This window comes from Pseudomonas sp. DCA-1 (genome assembly GCF_046523955.1).
Lineage (GTDB): Bacteria > Pseudomonadota > Gammaproteobacteria > Pseudomonadales > Pseudomonadaceae > Aquipseudomonas > Aquipseudomonas putida_Y.
This window is the reverse complement of sequence record NZ_CP169881.1, coordinates 1328379-1348312: the sequence shown is the minus strand read 5'-3', so window position 1 is coordinate 1348312 and position 19934 is coordinate 1328379. Positions and strand designations below refer to the sequence as shown.

Annotated in this window: 20 protein-coding genes and 1 pseudogene; 3 read left to right on the top strand and 18 right to left on the bottom strand. The window is 60.7% G+C overall.

Going from position 1 to position 19934, the window contains the following annotated elements; all coding sequences use genetic code 11:
- Positions 1–13: 13 nt before the first annotated feature.
- A pseudogene (locus ACE4QZ_RS06525) lies at positions 14–258 on the bottom strand (type II toxin-antitoxin system RelE/ParE family toxin).
- 223 nt (positions 259–481) lie between these two features.
- Between ACE4QZ_RS06525 and ACE4QZ_RS06520 the strand changes: the two are divergent.
- Positions 482–1375: a bestrophin family protein gene (locus ACE4QZ_RS06520; protein ID WP_103463239.1), complete on the top strand. Its 894-nt coding sequence runs from the start codon at positions 482–484 to the stop codon at positions 1373–1375.
- Positions 1376–1411: 36 nt separating this feature from the next.
- Here ACE4QZ_RS06520 and phnE read toward each other — a convergent pair whose 3' ends face one another.
- Genes phnE through ACE4QZ_RS06500 form a run of 4 tightly spaced genes read right to left on the bottom strand, consistent with a single transcriptional unit; the run spans position 1412 to position 4657 of the window.
- Positions 1412–2179 (bottom strand): phosphonate ABC transporter, permease protein PhnE, encoded by a 768-nt coding sequence (gene phnE / locus ACE4QZ_RS06515; RefSeq protein WP_021781758.1) that lies wholly within the window; start codon positions 2177–2179, stop codon positions 1412–1414.
- On the bottom strand, positions 2176–3003 hold the full coding sequence (locus ACE4QZ_RS06510; protein ID WP_103463240.1) for a PhnE/PtxC family ABC transporter permease: 828 nt from the start codon (positions 3001–3003) through the stop codon (positions 2176–2178). Before ACE4QZ_RS06510 ends, phnE begins: the two co-directional genes overlap by 4 nt.
- Positions 2997–3806: a phosphonate ABC transporter ATP-binding protein gene (locus tag ACE4QZ_RS06505; RefSeq protein ID WP_028697388.1), complete on the bottom strand. Its 810-nt coding sequence runs from the start codon at positions 3804–3806 to the stop codon at positions 2997–2999. Before ACE4QZ_RS06505 ends, ACE4QZ_RS06510 begins: the two co-directional genes overlap by 7 nt.
- A complete protein-coding gene (locus ACE4QZ_RS06500) occupies positions 3803–4657 on the bottom strand; it encodes a putative selenate ABC transporter substrate-binding protein (RefSeq protein WP_021781755.1) in 855 nt (284 codons plus the stop codon). The genes ACE4QZ_RS06505 and ACE4QZ_RS06500 overlap by 4 nt, the downstream gene beginning before the upstream one ends.
- 126 nt (positions 4658–4783) lie before the next feature.
- Here ACE4QZ_RS06500 and selD point away from each other — a divergent pair, with 126 nt between their 5' ends.
- Together selD and mnmH are read left to right on the top strand one after the other, a co-directional pair.
- On the top strand, positions 4784–5818 hold the full coding sequence (selD, locus tag ACE4QZ_RS06495) for a selenide, water dikinase SelD (RefSeq protein ID WP_021781754.1): 1035 nt from the start codon (positions 4784–4786) through the stop codon (positions 5816–5818).
- Positions 5818–6930 (top strand): tRNA 2-selenouridine(34) synthase MnmH, encoded by a 1113-nt coding sequence (gene mnmH, locus ACE4QZ_RS06490; protein ID WP_103443513.1) that lies wholly within the window; start codon positions 5818–5820, stop codon positions 6928–6930. The genes selD and mnmH overlap by 1 nt, the downstream gene beginning before the upstream one ends.
- Positions 6931–7064: 134 nt before the next feature.
- On the opposite strand, the gene ACE4QZ_RS06485 is transcribed toward mnmH, so the two are convergent.
- The 13 genes from ACE4QZ_RS06485 to ACE4QZ_RS06425 all read right to left on the bottom strand — a co-directional run bounded on the left by ACE4QZ_RS06485 (position 7065) and on the right by ACE4QZ_RS06425 (position 19619).
- Positions 7065–7451 (bottom strand): lysozyme inhibitor LprI family protein, encoded by a 387-nt coding sequence (locus tag ACE4QZ_RS06485; protein ID WP_103463241.1) that lies wholly within the window; start codon positions 7449–7451, stop codon positions 7065–7067.
- A gap of 20 nt (positions 7452–7471) precedes the next feature.
- Positions 7472–8011: a hypothetical protein gene (locus ACE4QZ_RS06480; protein WP_103443511.1), complete on the bottom strand. Its 540-nt coding sequence runs from the start codon at positions 8009–8011 to the stop codon at positions 7472–7474.
- A gap of 86 nt (positions 8012–8097) precedes the next feature.
- Positions 8098–8661: a GNAT family N-acetyltransferase gene (locus tag ACE4QZ_RS06475; RefSeq protein ID WP_021781750.1), complete on the bottom strand. Its 564-nt coding sequence runs from the start codon at positions 8659–8661 to the stop codon at positions 8098–8100.
- 221 nt (positions 8662–8882) lie between these two features.
- Positions 8883–9338, bottom strand: coding sequence for an REP-associated tyrosine transposase (locus ACE4QZ_RS06470; RefSeq protein WP_021781749.1), 456 nt, complete (start codon positions 9336–9338; stop codon positions 8883–8885).
- 1063 nt (positions 9339–10401) lie between these two features.
- Positions 10402–10785, bottom strand: a complete 384-nt coding sequence (locus tag ACE4QZ_RS06465; protein ID WP_003248590.1) for a YkgJ family cysteine cluster protein — start codon at positions 10783–10785, stop codon at positions 10402–10404.
- 160 nt (positions 10786–10945) lie between these two features.
- Positions 10946–12073, bottom strand: a complete 1128-nt coding sequence (locus tag ACE4QZ_RS06460) for a hypothetical protein (RefSeq protein WP_021781746.1) — start codon at positions 12071–12073, stop codon at positions 10946–10948.
- A 112-nt stretch (positions 12074–12185) separates the two neighbouring features.
- Positions 12186–13394, bottom strand: a complete 1209-nt coding sequence (gene alaC / locus ACE4QZ_RS06455) for an alanine transaminase (RefSeq protein WP_021781745.1) — start codon at positions 13392–13394, stop codon at positions 12186–12188.
- Positions 13395–13728: 334 nt separating this feature from the next.
- The gene (gene cyoE / locus ACE4QZ_RS06450) at positions 13729–14616 is read right to left on the bottom strand and encodes a heme o synthase (RefSeq protein WP_003248596.1); all 888 of its coding nucleotides are present in this window, start codon (positions 14614–14616) and stop codon (positions 13729–13731) included.
- A gap of 11 nt (positions 14617–14627) precedes the next feature.
- The gene (gene cyoD, locus ACE4QZ_RS06445) at positions 14628–14960 is read right to left on the bottom strand and encodes a cytochrome o ubiquinol oxidase subunit IV (RefSeq protein WP_003248599.1); all 333 of its coding nucleotides are present in this window, start codon (positions 14958–14960) and stop codon (positions 14628–14630) included.
- Positions 14960–15586, bottom strand: a complete 627-nt coding sequence (gene cyoC, locus ACE4QZ_RS06440; RefSeq protein ID WP_012051225.1) for a cytochrome o ubiquinol oxidase subunit III — start codon at positions 15584–15586, stop codon at positions 14960–14962. The genes cyoD and cyoC overlap by 1 nt, the downstream gene beginning before the upstream one ends.
- Positions 15587–15589: 3 nt before the next feature.
- Complete coding sequence (cyoB, locus tag ACE4QZ_RS06435) at positions 15590–17608, bottom strand: cytochrome o ubiquinol oxidase subunit I (RefSeq protein ID WP_003248603.1); 2019 nt, start codon at positions 17606–17608, stop codon at positions 15590–15592.
- A 3-nt stretch (positions 17609–17611) separates the two neighbouring features.
- A complete protein-coding gene (gene cyoA, locus ACE4QZ_RS06430) occupies positions 17612–18553 on the bottom strand; it encodes a ubiquinol oxidase subunit II (protein WP_021781744.1) in 942 nt (313 codons plus the stop codon).
- Positions 18554–19112: 559 nt separating this feature from the next.
- Complete coding sequence (locus ACE4QZ_RS06425; protein ID WP_021781743.1) at positions 19113–19619, bottom strand: disulfide bond formation protein B; 507 nt, start codon at positions 19617–19619, stop codon at positions 19113–19115.
- Positions 19620–19934 lie beyond the last annotated feature (315 nt).

Here is a 19934-nt window from a genome sequence, read left to right as displayed (position 1 = left end):
GGATGTCGGCGGCCTAGGTGGACTTGTCGCCGCCGACCAGCAGTAAAACCAACCTCTGCCCCTTTTGCGTGAAATAGACGCGATAACCGGCAGCTATGTCGATGCGAAGCTCACCAATACCGCCTCCAAGCCACTTGAAGTCACCAAGATTGCCCGCCGCTGCTCGCTCCAGCCTACGACCTACGCCAGCCTGGCCCTCAAATCTCTCAAGCTCGATAGCCAAGCGGCAAAGCTTTCCGTCTGTTCAACGAGAAACATCAAGTGGTCACCCAATCGTATCCTTATGGATACACTCATTCAAGGATCGAAACGACCCACTCTGTCGTTTTTGAGCTGAATCAGGAATTCAGGTACATCCGCTGGGCTGGTCGGATTTTTCCCTTCGTTTCAGCTACAAAATCCCTTGCAACATTCAACCCTCGAACCTTCGACGAGCCTCGGCGTCCCATCCTGCATCCCCCGCGTTCCGAGGTACCCCCGCGTGAAAGACGTCATCGCCCGCAAGTACCGCCTGGTGGTGAAGACCATCGGCTATATCGGCTGGTCGCTGTTCTGGCTGCTGATCTGGGATGTGCTGGTCACCCTCGATTTCATGCTGTTCTTGAACAGCAAGTTCACCCTGCCACTGATCCCGTTGACCTTGCTGGGCTCAGCGCTGGTGGTACTGGTGAGCTTTCGCAACAGCAGCGCCTACAACCGCTGGTGGGAGGCTCGCACCCTGTGGGGGGCGCTGGTGAACAGTTCGCGCAGCTTCGCCCGGCAGACGCTGACGCTGATCGATGACCCGGATGACGGCCTGAACCCGGTCAAGGCCACCCTGCTGCGCCGGCATATCGCCTATGTGAACTGTCTGGCGGCGCACTTGAAAGGCGAAAGCTGCCCAGAGGAACTGATGGCCTTCATCCCCCCGGCGGAGTTCGAACGGCGCAACCGTTCGAACAATTTCGCCAATGACATCCTCAGTGGCTCTGCGGCCTTGCTCGCGCGGGAGTACCAGGCCGGGCGGCTGGACAGCATTCGCCTGGCGCGACTGGAGTCGACGCTGGTAGACCTGTCTAACGCCCAGGGTGGCATGGAGCGGATTGCCAATACGCCACTGCCCTACCCCTATGTGTATTTCCCACGGCTGTTCATCACGCTGTTCTGCCTGATCGTGCCGGTGGGGCTGGTGGAGTCGCTGGGCTGGTTCACGCCGCTGGCGTCGACGGTGGTAGGGTTCATGTTGCTGGCTATCGAGCGCATCGGCACGGATTTGCAGAGCCCGTTCAGGTTCAGCGAGCATCAGATCCAGATGGATACCATCTGCGAGACGATCGAGCGTAACCTGGAGTCGATGCAGCGGGAGGCGCAGTGTGCCGAGGCTGTCGGCACCTGACAGATCTTGGGGTTGCTTTGAAACATCGCCTATCCATCAGGCCCGTACATAACGCTGGCGCAATACATCACTCAACAGATCCACGAACAACACCAGCAACAGCATACCCATGATCACCGTGCTGGCCTGGGCCTCCTGGAACAGGCTCAAGGTGGTGTACAGCATCTGCCCCAACCCACCCGCCCCGACGAACCCGAGCACGCTGGCCATGCGGATGTTGTTCTCCCAGCGGTACAAGCTGTAGGCCAGTAACTGCGGCCACAGGTTGGGCAGGGTGCCAAAGCAGAACGCGGCCACCTGGCTGCCACCCTGCAAACGGATCGCCGCCGCCGGCTCGGGCGGGGCGTTCTCAAGCGCCTCGGCAAACAGCCGCCCCAGCACGCCAGCGGTGTGCAACGCCAAAGCCAGGGTACCGGCATTCGGCCCCAGCCCGGCCGCCAGCACAGTCAGCGCTGCCCACACCAGCTCAGGAATGGCGCGCAAGGCATTGAGCAGCAAACGCGCCGCCCCTTGCAACGGCCAACCGAAGCGGCCCGCCGCCGGCAGTGCCAGCAACATCCCCAATACCATTGCCAACAAGGTGCCCATGCCAGACATGGCCAGGGTTTCCAGCGCCCCGCGCCACACTGCCTTGAGGTGGCCGGTAGACAGATCCGGCTGCAGGAAGCGCCCGGCGTACTCACCCATCTGCCCCAGCCCGCCATTGCCGACCAGTGCGTGCAGGTCCAGCTCCAGGTATGCGAACGAGGCCACCACCGCTACCGCGATGGTGCCCAGCAGCAGCAGGTTGATCACCCGGTTCATGCCAACCTCCAACGCAGCAGGCGGCTGAGCAGGTCGGCCAGGATCACCAGCAGCAGGAACGTCAACAGCATGCTTGCCACCTGCGCCCCCGCAAACATGCGCATCGACAGGTCGATCTGTTGGCCAAGCCCGCCAGCACCGACAAAGCCCATCACCACCGAAGCCCGCACCGCGCACTCCCAGCGGTACACGGTGTACGACACCACTTCGCTGGCGGCATTGGGCAGGATGCCGTAGAAAAACGCCGCCAGCCGGCCACTGCCCGCCTGCAACAAGGCATGCGCCGGGCGCTGGTCAACTGACTCGAAGATTTCGGCGTAAACCTTGCCGAGCATGCCACTGTAGGTGATGGCGATAGCCAGTACGCCCGCCGTCGGCCCCAACCCCACAGCGCGCACGAACAGCAACGCCCAGACGATCTCCGGCACGCTACGCAGAAAAATCAGCAGCCCGCGCACCGGTAGGCGCAACATTCTCGACCAGAACCCGGCCCGCCCGCCGCGTGAAGCGGCGCGCAAGGACAAGGCACGGCTGGCCAGCAAGCCAGCCGGGATCGCCAACAATAACGCCAGCGCCATGCCGGCAGTCGCCACGGCCAGGGTCTGCAAGGTGGCCTCATACAGTAGCGCAAGAAAATCGGCATCATGTGCCGGCGGCCAGAAGGCGCTGGTGAAGCTGGCAATCTGCTGACGGTTGTCCGCCTGCAGCAGCACCCAAGGGTCCAGTTCGCTTGACTGGATAGCCGGCCAGAGTACTGCCACCGCCAACAGGGCCAGCAACAACCGCGGCAGCAGCGCCGGGTCGCGGACGTCAGCCTTCAGCATCGCGGAATCTGCACGGTCAGGGTCGGCTCCTGGGTTGGCGGCGGAGCCAGTTGCTCGTTGGCGTATAGCGCTTCCAGCAGCTGTTCGGTCACGGCTTCCGCCGGGCAGTCGAACACAACCTGCCCTTCACGAATACCAATAATCCTCGGAAAATGCGCCAGCGCCAGCTCTACGGCGTGCAGGCTCGCCACCAACGTCACGCCAGTGGCTTGGGCATGGCGACTGAGCAAGGCGAGGCTGTGGTCGGCCAACACCGGGTCCATGGCTGACACCGGTTCATCGGTCAGCAGCACCTGCGGCCGCTGGTACAACGCCCGAGCAATGCCCACCCGCTGCAACTGGCCACCGGACAACTGCCCACACTGCACGAACAGCTTGTCGGCCAGGCCCAGTTCCGCCAACGCCTGGCGCGCCCCCGGCACATCGCTGGGACACAGCAGGTTGAGCAAACCGCGCAGCGTACCCCACTGCCCCAGCCGCCCCGCCAGCACCGCGGTCACCACTCGCTGACGCGGTGGCAAAGGCGGCGATTGATGTACCAGGCCAACCCTCGCGCGCAGGCGCTGGCGTGCCCTTGCCGACAACGCCCAAGGCTGCTCGCCAAGCAACTCCAGGCGCCCACTGCTGGGCTGGACGGCCGTGGCCATCAGGTGCAGCAAGCTGGACTTGCCCGCTCCCGACGGCCCGATGATGGCCACACGCTCGCCCTGCGCGATACGCAGGCTCACCGCATCAAGCGCGCGTACCTGGCCATGGCGCAGGCTGGCACCGTGCAGATGGATTGCCACATTCGAAGCTGTCACTTGAGCAGGCCGGCCTCGCGTGCAGCTTGTTCGGTGCCCTTGTAGTTCTCAGGCTTGGTCTCGATGAAACGGCTGGCGGCCTGCAGGTCAAGGATGGCCTTGTGCTCCGGGTTGCTCGGGTCGAGGTCCAGGAAGGCTTTCTTGATTTTCTGTTTCAATGCCGGGTCCATGTTGCCGCGCACGGTCCAGTTGTAGTCGAAGTAGGTCGGGGTGGTGGCGAACACCTTCACCTTGGTGGTATCGACCTTGCCGGCATCCACCAGCTTCTGCCACACGCTGGCGTTCAGCACGCCACCATCGACCTTGCCAGCCTGCACCCAGGCCACGGTGGCATCGTGGGCGCCGGAATAGGCCACGCGGCCGAAGTACTCCTCAGGCTTGATATTGTCCTGCTTGAGCATGAAGTAACGCGGCATCAGGCTGCCCGAGGTGGACGAAATGGAACCGAAGGCAAACGACTTGCCCTTCAGGTCGGTCAGGCTCTTCACGTCGGGGTTGGCGGTGATGAACTTGGAGGTGAACTGTGCGTCCTGCTCACGCTGTACCAGTGGCGTGGCGGTCGGGTCCTTCAGGTGCACCTGAACGAACGTGAAGCCCCCCAGCCAGGCCAGGTCTAAGCGGTCTGCGGCCAGCGACTCGACCACCGCCGGGTAGTCGGCCACGGGTACGAACTTCACGTCCATGCCCAATTGCTTGGCCAGGTACTCACCCAAAGGCTTGAACTTGCGCTGCAGTTCGGTCGGCGCTTCGTCGGGGATGGCGCTGACCCGCAGGGTTTCGGCGGCCTGAACGACAACGGCACAGCAAGACAGCACGAGGCCGGCGGCGAGCGCCAGGGGGCGTTTGAGCATGGGTGTTCTCCGGTTCAATAGCGGGGAAGTGCCGACACATTTGCCGGCACCGGGAATTATAAGAGGCAAGGGCCCAAAGGCCAGCTTTGCTACAATCGCGCAACAATTTGACCTGCAGAGGTGCGTATGAGCGAGCCGATTCGCCTGACCCAATACAGCCATGGCGCCGGCTGTGGATGCAAGATCTCCCCCAAGGTGCTGGACGTGATCCTCGCCGAAAGCGGCACCCAGGCCCTGGACCCAAAACTGTGGGTCGGCAACGCGTCACGCGACGATGCAGCAGTGTACGCGCTGGACGACGAACGCGGCGTGGTTTCAACCACCGACTTTTTCATGCCGATTGTCGACGACCCCTATGACTTCGGCCGCATTGCCGCCACCAACGCCATCAGCGACATCTATGCCATGGGCGGCGACCCGCTGATGGCCATTGCCATCCTCGGCTGGCCGGTCAACGTGCTGCCGCCGGAAGTCGCCCGCGAAGTCATCCGCGGCGGCCGTGCGGTGTGCGCCGAAGCGGGTATCCCGCTGGCCGGCGGCCACTCGATCGACGCGCCCGAGCCGATCTTTGGCCTGGCCGTCACAGGCGTGGTCAATAAACGCCACCTCAAGCGCAACGACACCGCCAGCGTAGGCTGCCAGTTGTATCTGACCAAGCCCCTGGGCATCGGCATCCTCACCACTGCCGAGAAAAAGGCCAAGCTGCGCGCGCAGGACCAGGGCCTGGCCCGCGACTGGATGTGCACCCTCAACACGCCCGGCAGCCGCTTCGGCAAGCTGGACGGGGTCAAGGCCATGACCGACGTCACCGGCTTCGGCCTGCTCGGCCACCTGGTCGAGCTGGCCGAAGGCAGCGGCCTCACCGCGCACCTGGACTATGCTGCCGTGCCACGCCTGCCTAGCGTCGACCACTACCTGGCCGAGGGCTGCATCCCCGGTGGAACCCTGCGCAACTACGACAGCTACGGGCACAAGATCGGCGCCCTCAGCGACGACCAGAAGCACCTGCTGTGCGACCCGCAAACCAGCGGTGGCTTGCTGGTTGCTGTTGCCCCGGAGGGTGAAGCCGAGTTCCTCGCCGAGGCTGCGGAACTAGGCCTGAAACTGTCTCCGATCGGCAAGCTGGTCGAGCGACAGAGCCATGCGGTCGAGGTGATCTGATGCGCCCCGACTGCACCGACTTCCGTCAGCTGTTCCTCGACGACGTGCCGATGATGGACATGCGCGCCCCCGTCGAATTCGCCAAAGGCGCCTTCCCTGGCGTGGTAAACCTGCCGCTGATGAACGACCAGGAGCGGCAGAAGGTCGGCACCTGCTACAAGCAGCAGGGCCAGACCGCCGCCATCGCCCTGGGCCACCAGCTGGTCAGTGGCGCCACCAAGCAGGCCCGTCTGGAGGCCTGGGCAGCGTTTGCCAAGGCACACCCTGACGGTTACCTGTACTGCTTCCGTGGCGGCCTGCGTTCGCAGATCGTGCAGGGCTGGCTGCGCGATGAGGCGGGCATTCAGTACCCGCGTGTCAAAGGCGGCTACAAGGCCATGCGTACCTTCCTGCTGGAGACTACCCAGCAAGCGGTAGAGCAATGTGATTTCGTGCTGGTCGGTGGACTGACCGGTACCGGCAAGACCGATGTGCTGCACCAGTTGGACAACGTGCTCGACCTTGAAGGCCACGCCAATCATCGCGGCTCCAGTTTCGGCAAGCGCGCCACGGCGCAACCGGCGCAGATCGACTTTGAAAACCAGCTGGCAATCGACGTGCTGAAAAAGCGCGACCGCGGTATCGGGCAGTTCGTGCTGGAAGATGAAGGCCGCATTGTTGGCAGCTGCACGGTGCCGCTGGAGTTGTACCAAGGCATGCAGCATTACCCGCTGGTGTGGCTTGAAGACAGCTTCACCAACCGCGTGGAGCGCATCCTGCGCGACTACGTGGTCAACCTGAGTGCCGAGTTCATAGCCGTGCATGGCGAGGAAGACGGTCCCCGGTTGTTTGCCGAGCGCATGCTGCAGAGCATGGCCAATATCTACAAGCGTTTGGGTGGAGAGCGCCATCAGCGCTTGTCCGAGATGCTGCGCGAAGCCTTGGAAGAGCAGCAGCGCAGCGGCGCAGTAGACCTGCACCGGGGCTGGATCGAAGGCTTGCTGAACGAATACTACGACCCGATGTATGCCTACCAGCGCGAAGCCAAGGCCGAGCGCATCGAGTTTGCCGGGGATGCCGTGGAAGTGCGCGAGTACCTCAAGGCCCGGGCGCTGCGCCAACCGCGCAAATAGAACCAGCACCTTGCAGTCTCTGTAGGAGCGGGTTTACCCGCGAAGAAGACAACGCGGTGCATGACACCGGCAAAGCCGGTGTTCGCGGCTAAACCCGCGCCTGCAAAAGTGGGCCAATCATGCCTGAACAGGCGCTACTGCCCAGGGCTAAGCACCCGCTCCAGCTCCGCCGCGCGGGCGCGGGTCATGTCCATCATGCAGGTGCCACCTTCCAACTGCGCCATGGTCCCGCCACTGGCCTGTACATGGAACTGGCAATTGCCATCACGGTAGGCCAGCCACTTGCGCTGTACATCCCGCAGGCTCTTCTGCTGACCGGCATCCAGCTTGCCCATCAATTGCTTGTACACCCGGTTCAACCGCTGGTCCTGCACTTGCGTTTCGGCCCCGATGCACGCATTCATGGCCACGGTGCTGGAGGCCTTGTCCATGCACTGTCCGTAGGCCGCCGTGTAGTCGTCCGCCATCGCTACCGGTAGCACGCAAGCCAGTACCAGGCCTGCCAGGTAATGCTTGGTCATGCTAACCCTCCTTGTGGGTATCAAAGCGTCTGCGGCTGCTCCGGGGGCATCAGCACCTTGCCTGGCTCGAAGCGCAGCGAGGGCATTTGCGTCGCTGCATACAACGTTACCCCCAGGGCGGCAATCAAGGCGACATCAAGCCAGTTCCAGCCTGGCACGTCGTCAGCTCTTCGCGCCTTCCAGCAAAACCAGGCTTGCCCAAGGCAAAACACCACCATCGCTGTCAGCCACAGGTAGAAGCCTGCACCAAAGCCGGTAAGGTCATGAAACTCGTAGGTGCGGTTATCCGGCAAGCGGTCGATGCCAAAACTGCTGGCAGCCAGATACGCCGCGGCAAGCCCGGCCAGCAAGGCCAGCCGGCGAAACCGCCGATGGGCAAGGATGGCCAGGGCCAGCAGTGGGTTGGCGAACCATTGGTACAAGCCGAATGGCATACCCCATGGCCCGTATAGCAGCATCTGCAGGGCCGGCATGTGACGCTCGCCGCCCATCAGTGCGCCATCAAAGAACAGGGCGAGCAAATACAGCAGCAAGCTGATACTCAGGTAGAAAACGGGCAAAGGGGATTCCTGAGAGAAACGGGACAGCCTACGACCTTAACCCAGGCCCTGCCCCGCTTCCAAATTCACGCTCGGGTGTTACGAGATCAGACTACTGGCGGCTCCAGCAGCAAGCCGTAAATACCCGAGTCGGACAGCTCGCCAGCCACGCACCAGCGCGCGCGCAAGGTGCCTTCCAGCACAAAACCTTGGCGCTCCAGGGTGCGTGCCGAGCCCTGGTTGCGCGGGTCGATCTCGCCTTCGAGACGACGCATATGCAGCGTATTGGCGATGTAGTCGATGAAGCAGGTCAAGGCTTCATCCATATATCCCCTGCCCTGCACCGAACTGGCCAAGCAGTAGCCGATCTCGCCGCGACGGGAAACGTCATCGATATTGAACAGCTGGACCATACCGATCAGTTCGCCGTTGTCGCGGCGGTACATACCGAGCTTGAGTTGGTCGCCATTGGCATAGGCTTCGCGGTCAGCGGCCAGGGCGCTTTCGGCCTCGGCCAGGTCTTGCCACGGTGCATGGTGCCAATAGCGCATGACCTCGGGGTCGGCCATGATCGCCAGCCACTGCGCGGCATCGGCATGGCGCATGGGGCGCAATTGCAGGCGTGGGCTGTCGAGGCAGAGGTCGCTGGGGAAACTGCGGGGTGGGGTCACACCGGATCTCCTGTCCATTGCTGGGGAGATGACAGTTTAACGTCATGTGGGTGGGGTGGGGCAGGTCTTGGGTTATGGAGTGTGTTTGAGGAGACTTGCCTTGGGATCTTCAGGGGCGCGTAGATCGAGCGCCGCCCACGCGGCGCATCGCGAGCGAAGCTCGCGAGACTGTCAGTTTTTTTGTGTTCGGGCCAGTCATTCCTGTCCCTTAAGGCATGCCCTCAGAGCCAGACCGCATCCCAGTGTGGATAATCCCCAATCCTGGAGACCAATCCTGCCCTTAGCGGATTGGCGATGATATATCTGGCGACCTTCACCACATCATCATCATGACGCAAAGCCCGGTCGTGATAACCCGCCTGCCAGACCGGCACCATCCTTGCTCCAGCTTTGCGCAAAGCATGGCTGGTTCGGGATTTGAAACGCTGCATCAATGTCCCGAGTGTCACGTCTTTCAACTCAAGCAGCCAATGTACATGGTCGGGCATCACGACCCAGGCCAATGACCGGCAATGGTGCTCCTGATCTGCTCTACGAAGAAATTGAATTACCAAGCGCGCAAATTGGAAGTTCAGGAACAATGGACGGCGGTGATAGGTAACCGAAGTCAGCATGTACAGCCGGCCAGGCTCCGAACACCTTCCGCGACGTAGTAGACAGCCATGGGGTTTGGGCATGTGGTCATCCTTGAAAGACATGTCCAGGGCAGGATAGCGATGTCTGGCGGGCCCAATGAGGTTTACGGTTACAGAGTGTGAGTGGGCAGACATGACCGGGGATTGCGACAGGCCATCGTGTGCATGGTGCGCATGCCTTGGTTTTTGTGGTGGTGCGCAAATCGAGCGCCGCCCGCGCGGCGCATCGCGAGCAAGCTCGCTCCTACATTGGTTTCGGGCCAGTGCAGCCTGCACCAACGCGTGCCATTCGTTTCGGGCTAGTGCAGCCTACACCAACGCGTGCCATTCGTTTCGGGCCAGTGCAGCCTACACCAACGCGCGCCATTCGTTTCGGGCCAGTGCAGCCTGCACCAACGCGCGCCATTCGTTTCGGGCCAGTGCAGCCTGCACCAACGCGCGCCATTCGTTTCGGGCCAGTTATGCCCGTGACAGCCGCGCGCGACCGCCTTGTTTGAAAAACGCAATATCACGCCATGCGCCAAGGGGTCGCGCGCAACTCCCCCAGGAATAATTGGCCCGAAACAAATGTAGGAGCGAGCTTGCTCGCGATGCGCCGCGCGGGCGGCGCTCGATCTCATAGGCGACGAACAACTCAAGGCATGCACCTGCCAGCCGCTACCGGCCCACCCGACAGGTACATCAGGCCATTTCTCAACCCCTGCAATTGCAGATTGCGACAGGGCCACCGTGTGCATGCCTTGGTTTTTGTGGTGGTGCGCAAATCGAGCGCCGCCCGCGCGGCGCATCGCGAGCAAGCTCGCTCCTACATTGGTTTCGGGCCAGTGCAGCCTGCACCAACGCGTGCCATTCGTTTCGGGCCAGTGCAGCCTGCACCAACGCGTGCCATTCGTTTCGGGCCAGTGCAGCCTGCACCAACGCGCGCCATTCGTTTCGGGCCAGTGCAGCCTGCACCAACGCGCACCATTCGTTTCGGGTCAGTTATGCCTGTGACAGCCGCGCGCAACCGCCTTGTTTGTACAACGCGATAGCACGCCATGCACCAAGGGGCGCGCGTGTCCTTCACAGGAATCACTGGCCTGAAATACAGGCTAACGAAAAACGCTCAGGCCACCTCAGCCCCATCATCCGGCCAATGCGGCTCGTTGGCCTCTGGCGGAGTCAACGGCGGCAGGCCATACGCTGCCCGCGCATCATCACAGCTCGGGTTATGCACCCCACCCTCCCACGACGCATCAAACTCGCGGCACGGGCTGGAACGGTTGGCGTAAATCGTACAAGCCACCTCTTTACCGATCTCGCCCTGAAGGCTGACACAGCGGCAAGGCTTGGCATCGGTGCCGATCATGGCAACGCGCGTGGGGTTGATCTGCACCACCAGGTCGTCCGGCACTACGCCCCCGGCAGACTGGCATTCGCCCCAGAAGAAGGACACACGGAAGTACCCGCAGCAGGCGCCGCAGTCAAGGCAAGGGTTATATTCAGACATGATGTCACGGAGGGAAGGTGGTTGTTATCGGGGCTGGCCCGCGGCGCCATTTTTAATCCAACCAGGGGCCGCTGGATAGAGGGGGAATGCAAAAAAAGTTGCCGCTGATCCGGCCACTGAACAAGGGCGACCAGTGCATTCACCGGCCGCCCCCTTTCAGCTAGCAGATGGGTTGGTAGGCTTCAGCATCCCAGCGTTGTAAACCCAGGCCTGCGCTCGGCTTGTAGTTGCCTCCCTGTACCTTGCTGAACTGCGTATGCACCTCACCACAATGCACCAGACGATCGTTCTCATCGCCCTCGGTGAGTACCGTGTAAGACTTACTGCGCATGGCCTGATACTGCCTGTCGGCGGCCGCCATGACCTGGTGATACTTCATCAACTGGCTGCTGCTCAAGGCCAGACGTTTGTCCAGTCGCACGCCCCAGCGGGTCAGGCAAACCTCGGCAAAGTGGCGAACGATCAGCCCAGGTTCGACCAGCACCTTGCCATCGCCTGCGCCATCAGCCGAGGCGTTGCCCACCAGTGTGGCATGACGGCCCGGCATAGGATAAACGCATATCCGTGTCCCTCTGGCGACCGAAGGGATCACGCAGGCAAAACCTTTGGAGCGCTCATCCCTCGAGTAGAAGCCTACGTACTCTTTGACGTTATCAGCCAACGTTACGCGCTCGGCTTGCACGTTACCGACCCCAGGCACCGGGTCAATGGCAAATATGTTCACCGGTATGCCCCGCAATACAGGGTCTTGCGCCATGGCATTGGCCAGCATGTGGCAGCTGATTCCTCCCCTGCTCCAGCCCACCAGGTTGACCTGGGTTGGCAGGCGCGGTTTGCGGAACATGCTGATGATGCGCTCCTGCAGTTCCTGCGGGGTTGGGTGGCGATCGCCGTAGTCGTAGGTTCGCCAGAACCATGAGGCGGAGGAAGAAACATCCGGAATCGGCACGCCGGCAGCTTTCAGCCGCTCGTATTCTTGCTCACTGAGTTTGGTGCGCCGCCAACTGCTTTCGCCTTTGATGACCTGCAGCACATGGTTGACGTTCTCCTCCCAGCCGCGGCCAAACAGCTGGCCAGTCCAGTTGAAATAGCCGCCGGGTACGACGAACAGGTTGTCATCCTGAAGGTTGCCGCTGCCTGGGCCGTCGACGGCGATCCAGTGGGCAAATTCCCGGCTCTGGTCGTTGCTGGCCAGGGTCGAGACCAGCTCGCCATTCCAGAAGTTGGGATTGGCGTCGTCAAAACGGTGCGAACCAGTGCCGCAGAAGTAGGCGGTGAAGACACTCATGGGGATCTCTTTGGTGAGAAATGAGTGCTGAAGGTAGGCGTACGGGTAACCAGAAGGCAGGCGGAAAGCTCACCCAAGAGGTAGTTGGGGCTGCTTTGCAGCCCCGATAGGCTTACTTGCGAGCCAAACCGTCAGCCCGGAACATTTGCCGGATTCCGCGGATAGCCTGGCGAATACGGTCCTGGTTCTCGATCAGAGCAAAGCGCACATGGTCGTCCCCATAGTCACCAAAACCGATCCCCGGCGACACACAGACCTTGGCCTCGGCCAGCAGCTTCTTGGAGAACTCCAGCGAACCCAGGTGCGCATACTCCGGCGGGATCTTCGCCCACACGTACATCGACGCCTTGGGGTTCTCGACCATCCAGCCCAGTTCGTGCAGCCCTTTGACCAGCAGGTTGCGGCGCTGGCGATACTGCTCGGCAATGTCGCGGACGCACTGCTGGTCGCCTTCCAGCGCCGCAATGGCCGCGACCTGTAGCGGGGTGAAGGTGCCGTAGTCGTGGTAGCTCTTGATCCGCGCCAGGGCGCTGACCAGCTCAGGGTTGCCGACCATGAAGCCGATGCGCCAGCCGGCCATGTTGTAGCTCTTGGACAGGGTAAAGAACTCCACCGCAATGTCCTTGGCCCCCGGGACCTGCATGATCGACGGGGCTTTCCAGCCGTCGTAGACGATGTCGGCATAGGCCAGGTCATGCACCACCAGCACGTCGTACTGCTTGGCCAGGGCCACCACTCGCTCGAAGAAGTCCAGCTCCACGCACTGGGCGGTAGGGTTGGACGGGAAGCCGAGGATCATCATCTTAGGCTTGGGGATCGACTCGCGGATGGCCCGCTCAAGCTCGTTGAAGAAGTCCACACCCGGTACCAGCGGCACCGAACGCACCTGGGCACCGGCGATCACTGCGCCGTAGATGTGGATCGGGTAGCTGGGGTTGGGCACCAGCACCGTGTCGCCCTGGTCCAGGGTAGCCAGCATCAGATGGGCCAGGCCCTCCTTCGAACCAATGGTAACGATGGCTTCGCTTTCCGGGTCGATGTCGACCTCGTAGCGATCCTTGTACCAGTTGGAAATGGCCCGGCGCAGGCGCGGGATGCCGCGAGAGGTGGAGTAGCCGTGGGTGTCTTCACGTTGGGCGACCTGAACCAGCTTCTCGACGATGTGCGGCGGGGTGGCGCCATCGGGGTTGCCCATGCTCAGGTCGATGATGTCCTCGCCACGGCGGCGGGCAGCCATCTTGAGCTCGGCTGTGATGTTGAAGACGTAGGGGGGGAGACGATCGATGCGCGCAAAGCGGCGCGGCGAACCTGGGTTGGCCATGGCTTCCTCTGAGTACGTAAGCGCCCGGAACCGTCCGAGCGACGCTGGCCGATGTGGCGGCCTGAATCAGAAGATAATCCCGAAACATGATACACGTAAAGGATAATTTCCTGTTTTGTTATATTTTTTCAGATCTATTATTTGAAAATATAAAATTTATATTTCCCTGTGCCGGCCTCTTCGCGGGCAAGCCCTCTCCCACCGGGACCGCGCCACACGCAAAACCTGCGAAATGCCCGTGGGAGCGGGCTTGCCCGCGAAGAGGCCGGCACAGAAAAACCCATAAAAAAACCCCGGCGCAGAGGCCGGGGTTTTCGTGAAACAGGCAGCAGTTTCAGCGAGCGTAGGTCATCAGCACGTCCGCAGCGGTCTGGCTGTCCACACCCATCATCACGCTCAGGGCTGTAACGGTGAGGATGGAGAAGCCGAACACCTTGCGGGCCCACTTGCTATCGTCTTCAGCCTTGTAACCACCCCAGGCCATGTACAGCCAGTACAGGCCCATGGCAGCGGCCACGGCCAGGTAGCCAAGGCCGGCGTAACCGCCGAGGGTAAGCATCAGGGTGGCGAGCACGAAGGCCAGCACGTACAGCACGATCTGCTTTTTCGCCGCGAGGATACCACGTGCCACCGGCAGAACCGGAATGTTGGCAGCGCTGTAATCCTTGAAGCGGAAGATCGCGATGGCAAAGCTGTGCGGCATTTGCCAAAGGCTGAACATCACCAGCAGGGTTACCGCAGCCAGGTCGAAGCTGTTGCTCACGGCGCAGTAGCCGATCACCGGAGGCATGGCACCGGACAGGCTGCCGACCAAGGTGCCGTGCACCGATTTACGCTTCAGCCACAGGCTGTAGAAACCGACGTAGACGACAAAGCCAATCAGTGCGCAGAACGCAGACAGCGGATTGGCCTGGACATACAGCAAGCTGAAACCCGCCACCCCGAGCAGGGTGGCGTAGATCAGCGCGAGGGGCAGCGACATGCCGCCCTGAACCATGACGCGGTTCTTGGTGCGCTCCATCTTGTGGTCGATGTCACGGTCGATGCAGTTGTTGAACACGCATCCGGACGCAACCACCAGCGAAGTACCGATCACCACCGCCAGGAACAGGGCGAAATCCACATGGCCCTTCGAGGCAAGGAAGAAACCGCCTGCCACGGAAAGCACGTTACCGAAAATGATCCCCGGTTTGGTGATTTGGATAAAGTGCTTAACGGACATGCAGTCTTACCTCACTTGGCCAACATTTCGAAGTGGATGCTGAACATGATCCACAGCGACAGGCCGACAAGCAGAGCGATCACCAAGGTGGTGAACAGGAACGTCGAAACGTTGTTGCGTTGCTCTTTCGAGCGGTCCATGTGCAGGAAGTAAACCAGGTGAACAACTACCTGGATCACGGCCATGGCAACAATGATCAGAACGGTCAGGTTCTTCGGCAGGCTGGCGGTCATGGCCAGGCCGAACGGGATCGCAGTCAGGATGATCGACAGTACGAAACCGATCATGTAGGACTTGACGCTGCCGTGATTACCTTCGTGATGAGTGTCGTGTGCGTTAGCCATTACAGAACCCCCAGCAGGTAAACGACGGTGAATACGCAGATCCAGACCACGTCCAGGAAGTGCCAGAACAGGCTCAGGCAGCTCATGCGGGTCTTGGCGGTCGGCGTGATGCCGTGCTTGTTGATCTGGTACATCATGATTGCCATCCAGATCAGACCAGCAGTCACGTGCAGACCGTGGGTACCTACCAGGGCGAAGAAGCCCGACAGGAAGCCACTGCGCTGCGGGCCGAAGCCCTCGCTGATCAGGTGATGGAACTCATAGATTTCCATCGCGATGAAGCCTGCACCGAACAGGAAGGTCACGGCCAACCAGCCCAGTACACCTGCTTTCTTGCCATCGAACATCTTCAGCATGGCGAAGCCGAAGGTGATCGAGGACAGCAGCAGGAACAGCGTTTCAACAGCTACGAAATCGAGCTGGAAGATGTCGTGACCCGACGGGCCGCCGGCAAAACTGCCGGACAGCACCGCGTAGGTGGCGAAGAGCGACGCAAACAGGATGCAGTCGGTCATCAGGTACAGCCAGAAACCCAGTACGGTCATCTGGCCCGAGTCGTGGTGGTGGTCGTCATGCCCATGGTCGTGACCATGAGCAGCGCCGCCGTGCATTACTTGACTGGACATTGATTACACCCGCTCAAACGATTCGACACGTGCGCCGGCAGGCAGAGCACCTGCTTTGGCCAGCGCTTTCATACGCTCGCCTTCGATGCGCGCCACTTCTTCGGCCGGAACCATGTAGCCCTGGTCGTCACGTGCAGCGTGGCGAACGAAGACAGCGATGGTTGCAACCAGGCTCGCGCCAACCAGCCACCAGATGTGCCAGATGAAGGCGAAGCCGAAGACGGTCAGGAACAGGCCCATGAACAGACCGGTAGCGGTGTTGCTCGGCATGTGAATGGCTTCGTACTTGGCCGGGGCCTTGTACGCAACGCCTGCTTCCTTGGCTTCGTGCCAGCAGTCCAGACCAACTTTCTCAGGCATGTGAGCGAAGTTGTAGAACGGAGGTGGCGAAGAAGTCGACCATTCCAGGGTACGGCCGCCCCATGGGTCGCCGGTCACGTCCAGGTTCTGGTTGCGGTCGCGGACCGAAACGAAGATCTGGATCAGCTGGCAAGCGATACCGAACAGGATCAGCACGGCGCCGACAACGGCTACGTACAGGTAGGGTTCCCACAGTGGGTTGTCGGAGTGGTTCAGACGACGGGTCATACCCATGAAGCCCAGGGCGTACAGCGGCATGAACGCAACGTAGAAGCCCGACAGCCAGAACCAGAAGGCAGCTTTGCCCCACTTCTCGTTCAGGGTGAAGCCGAAGGCTTTCGGGAACCAGAAGGCGAAACCGGCGATGTAGCCGAATACCGCGCCACCGATGATCACGTTGTGGAAGTGCGCAATTACGAACAGGCTGTTGTGCAGAACGAAGTCAGCACCCGGAACGGCCAGCAGTACGCCAGTCATGCCACCGATGGAGAAGGTGACCATGAAGCCCAGGGTCCAGAGCATCGGTGCGGTGAAGCGCACACGGCCTTGGTACATGGTGAACAGCCAGTTGAACAGCTTCACACCGGTCGGAATGGAGATCAGCATCGTCGCCAGGCCGAAGAAGGTGTTGACGCTGGCGCCGGCACCCATGGTGAAGAAGTGGTGCAGCCATACAGCAAAGCCGAGGATGGCGATCGCGCCCGATGCGTAAATCATCGAGTGGTGGCCGAACAGGCGTTTGCCAGAGAACGTCGAAGTTACTTCCGAGAACACGCCGAAGGCCGGCAGGATCAGGATGTAAACCTCAGGGTGACCCCACGCCCAGAACAGGTTGACGTACATCATCGGGTTCCCACCAAGCTCGTTGGTGAAGATGTGGAAGTCCAGATAACGGTCAACAGTCAGCAGAGCGAGTGCAGCAGTCAGGATCGGGAACGAAGCGACGATCAGTACGTTGGCCCAGGTGCAGGTCCAGGTGAAGATCGGCATGTCCATCAGCTTCATGCCAGGTGCGCGCATCTTCATCACGGTGACGAGGAAGTTCACGCCGGTAAGCGTCGTACCCAATCCGGATAGCTGTAGCGCCCAGATGTAGTAGTCGACACCCACCCCAGGGCTGTACTGAATGCCCGCGAGCGGCGGATAGGCAACCCAGCCGGTCTTGGCGAATTCACCAACGCCCAGCGAGATGTTGACCAGCAGCACGCCTGCCAGCAGCAGGTAGAAGCTCAGGGAGTTCAGGAACGGGAAGGCAACGTCACGTGCACCGATCTGCAGAGGAACCGCCAGGTTCATCAGGCCGGTGAAGAACGGCATCGCCATGAAGATGATCATGATCACACCGTGAGCGGTGAAGATCTGGTCATAGTGTTCAGGCGGCAGATAGCCTTCGGAGCCGCCGGTTGCGGCAGCCAGCTGGGTACGCATCATGATGGCGTCGGCAAAGCCGCGCAGCAGCATGACCATCGCGACGATGATGTACATCACGCCGATCTTTTTGTGGTCGACAGTAGTCAGCCACTCGCTCCACAAGTAGGTCCACTTGCGGAAATAGGTGATAAGACCGACGACAGCGATACCGCCGAGCGCGATCATGGCAAGCGTCACCATGACTATCGGCTCGTGATAGGGTATCGCCTCCAGGCTTAATTTACCGAACATCTCTTACTCCTCTGCACCGGCAGCTGGTTGCATACTCGATTCCACACCCTTGGTTGTGGCCAGATCTGTGCTGCCTGCTTCTTCGTGGCTACGACCGCGGTTCATGCCTTCGTACTTGTCGACGATCAGCTGGAACTGCTCAGGCGAAGCCTCGCTATACAGCGCGACCGGGTTGTTTTCGCTTGGTTTGGCCAAGGCGGCGTATTCGGCCTTGTCCAGCTTCTTCGGCGACTGCTTGACTTCAGCGACCCACTTGTCGAAGTCTTCCTGAGAGGTGGCAGTAGCCTTGAATTTCATGCCGGTGAAGCCAGCACCACTGTAGTTGGCGCTGATACCGTCGAACTCGCCATTTTCGTTGGCGATCAGGTGCAGCTTGGTGGTCATGCCGGCCATGGCGTAGATCTGGCCGCCCAGGCCTGGGATGAAGAACGAGTTCATCACAGCGTCGGAAGTGACGCGGAAGTTGACCGGGGTGTTAGCCGGGAAGACGATCTTGTTGACCGTGGCAATGCCCTGCTCCGGGTAGATGAACAGCCACTTCCAGTCCAGCGCGACCACGTCGATCTGAATCGGCTTAACGTCCGAATCCAGCGGACGATACGGGTCCAGCTTGTGGGTGGAGTGGTAGGTGACATAACCCAGGGCGATGATGATCAGGATCGGGATGATCCATACCGCGGCCTCGATCTTGGTCGAGTGCGACCAGTCAGGGGTGTAGGTGGCTGCCTTGTTGGAAGCACGGTACTTCCAGGCGAACGCCAAGGTCATGATGATCACAGGGATTACCACCAGCAGCATCAGGCCGGTAGCGATCAGGATCAGGTTCTTTTGCTCAATGCCGACCTGGCCCTTCGGGTCGAGCAGGGTCCAGTTGCACCCACTGAGTAAAAGCATGCCTAAAAAGGGCAATATGCCAAACAGTCTGGGGTAACGCTTTTTACTCATCTCACGACCTCTAGATCAGCTTGCTTCAATGCAATTTGTGTTTTGGTAGCCAGCACTTCGTCCTGCCAAGTGAGGCATTTCGCGCCCGTACTCACTCCTGCCTGGGGTCCGACTGCAGGACCTTGGCTTCAAGCGGGTTAGCGGTGCTTATGGTTTCGTAGGCAACAGGCCTGTACTTCAGACCAAGTCCATTTGGTGCGGGAAAACGCGGAGGGGTGTCCGCCCGGTATCGCCGTTGGGCGAAACTTGACGAAGTCAGCAAAAAGGAGCGCTGAGGCTTCCTTCAATCCTGCGACTCGCAAGCAGTGCCGAACGGAAATTGGGGGCGATTGTAGATAGGTCGCCAACCCTTGACTATGACTTATTGAGCAACAGTCTTTTACAGAATCCGTAACAATACTGCTCAATAATTCAACTTCGCGACAGTTTGTCGCACCCCGCTTGCCAGGCCTCAAAGCCGCATTCTACAAGGCTTCGGGATTGATCTGGATCAAGCGGTGCGCAACTTTTCCCTCTTCGCATGGAGTGCAAAAGACCCCATGCAATTCGGGACTTTTGTCTAAACCTGGCGTCGGTTGCGGTAGATACCGAGCGGAACCAGGACTGCGGTCAGCACGAAGGCCACAAGCGCCCATTGCGCCAGCGACAGGCCGAGGATCGGCGGGTACGGCGTGCTGCAGAAGCCGTCGACCTGAAACGCCAGTGGCCACAGCTTTGCCAGTGGCAGGTCATCCACAATCGGTTGCAGGGTATCGATACCGCAACTGACCATGGGGTTGGCGAGTATATACACATGGTTGCCGGCCGCAACGATTCCGCCAATAGCACTGAGCACCACCAACGCTTCGAAGAAGGTCAGGCTGCGGCGCCCAGGCATCGCCGCAGCGATGAAGGCAAACACGGCAATGAACAGCAATGCATAACGTTGCAGGATGCACAGCGGGCACGGTGCCTCGCCCAGCACCACTTGCATGTAGAGGGCGCCGCCGATCAGCGAGAGGCAGATCAGGCCCAACAGCACCAGAAAGCGCCGTTCCCGATTCAGGCGCGATGTTTGTTCGTTCATTGCCGGTTCCTTCGATGGATAGTGGCAGCGTGATCCGCCTGCCTGGGCGCAAGTCTACACGCTGGGCATGGCCTGTGAGCATGCCGAGGGAGCGTCGCGGAAGCACTGCGCAGGGCTATCCAGTGTGGCTGAGACCGGCCGCAACGACGTCGGTTCAACGCCGGGCGGCAAAAAAACGGCTGCCCAGGTGCCGCGCAGGAGCAAGCCCCTCGACACCCGGGAGTGAAGGATACCGTGATTAAAGGATGATTAAGGATGAAAGCGCAGCGCCCGGTTTCATCTTTCCTTTATATATAGGCAGAAAGGTGTGCTGCA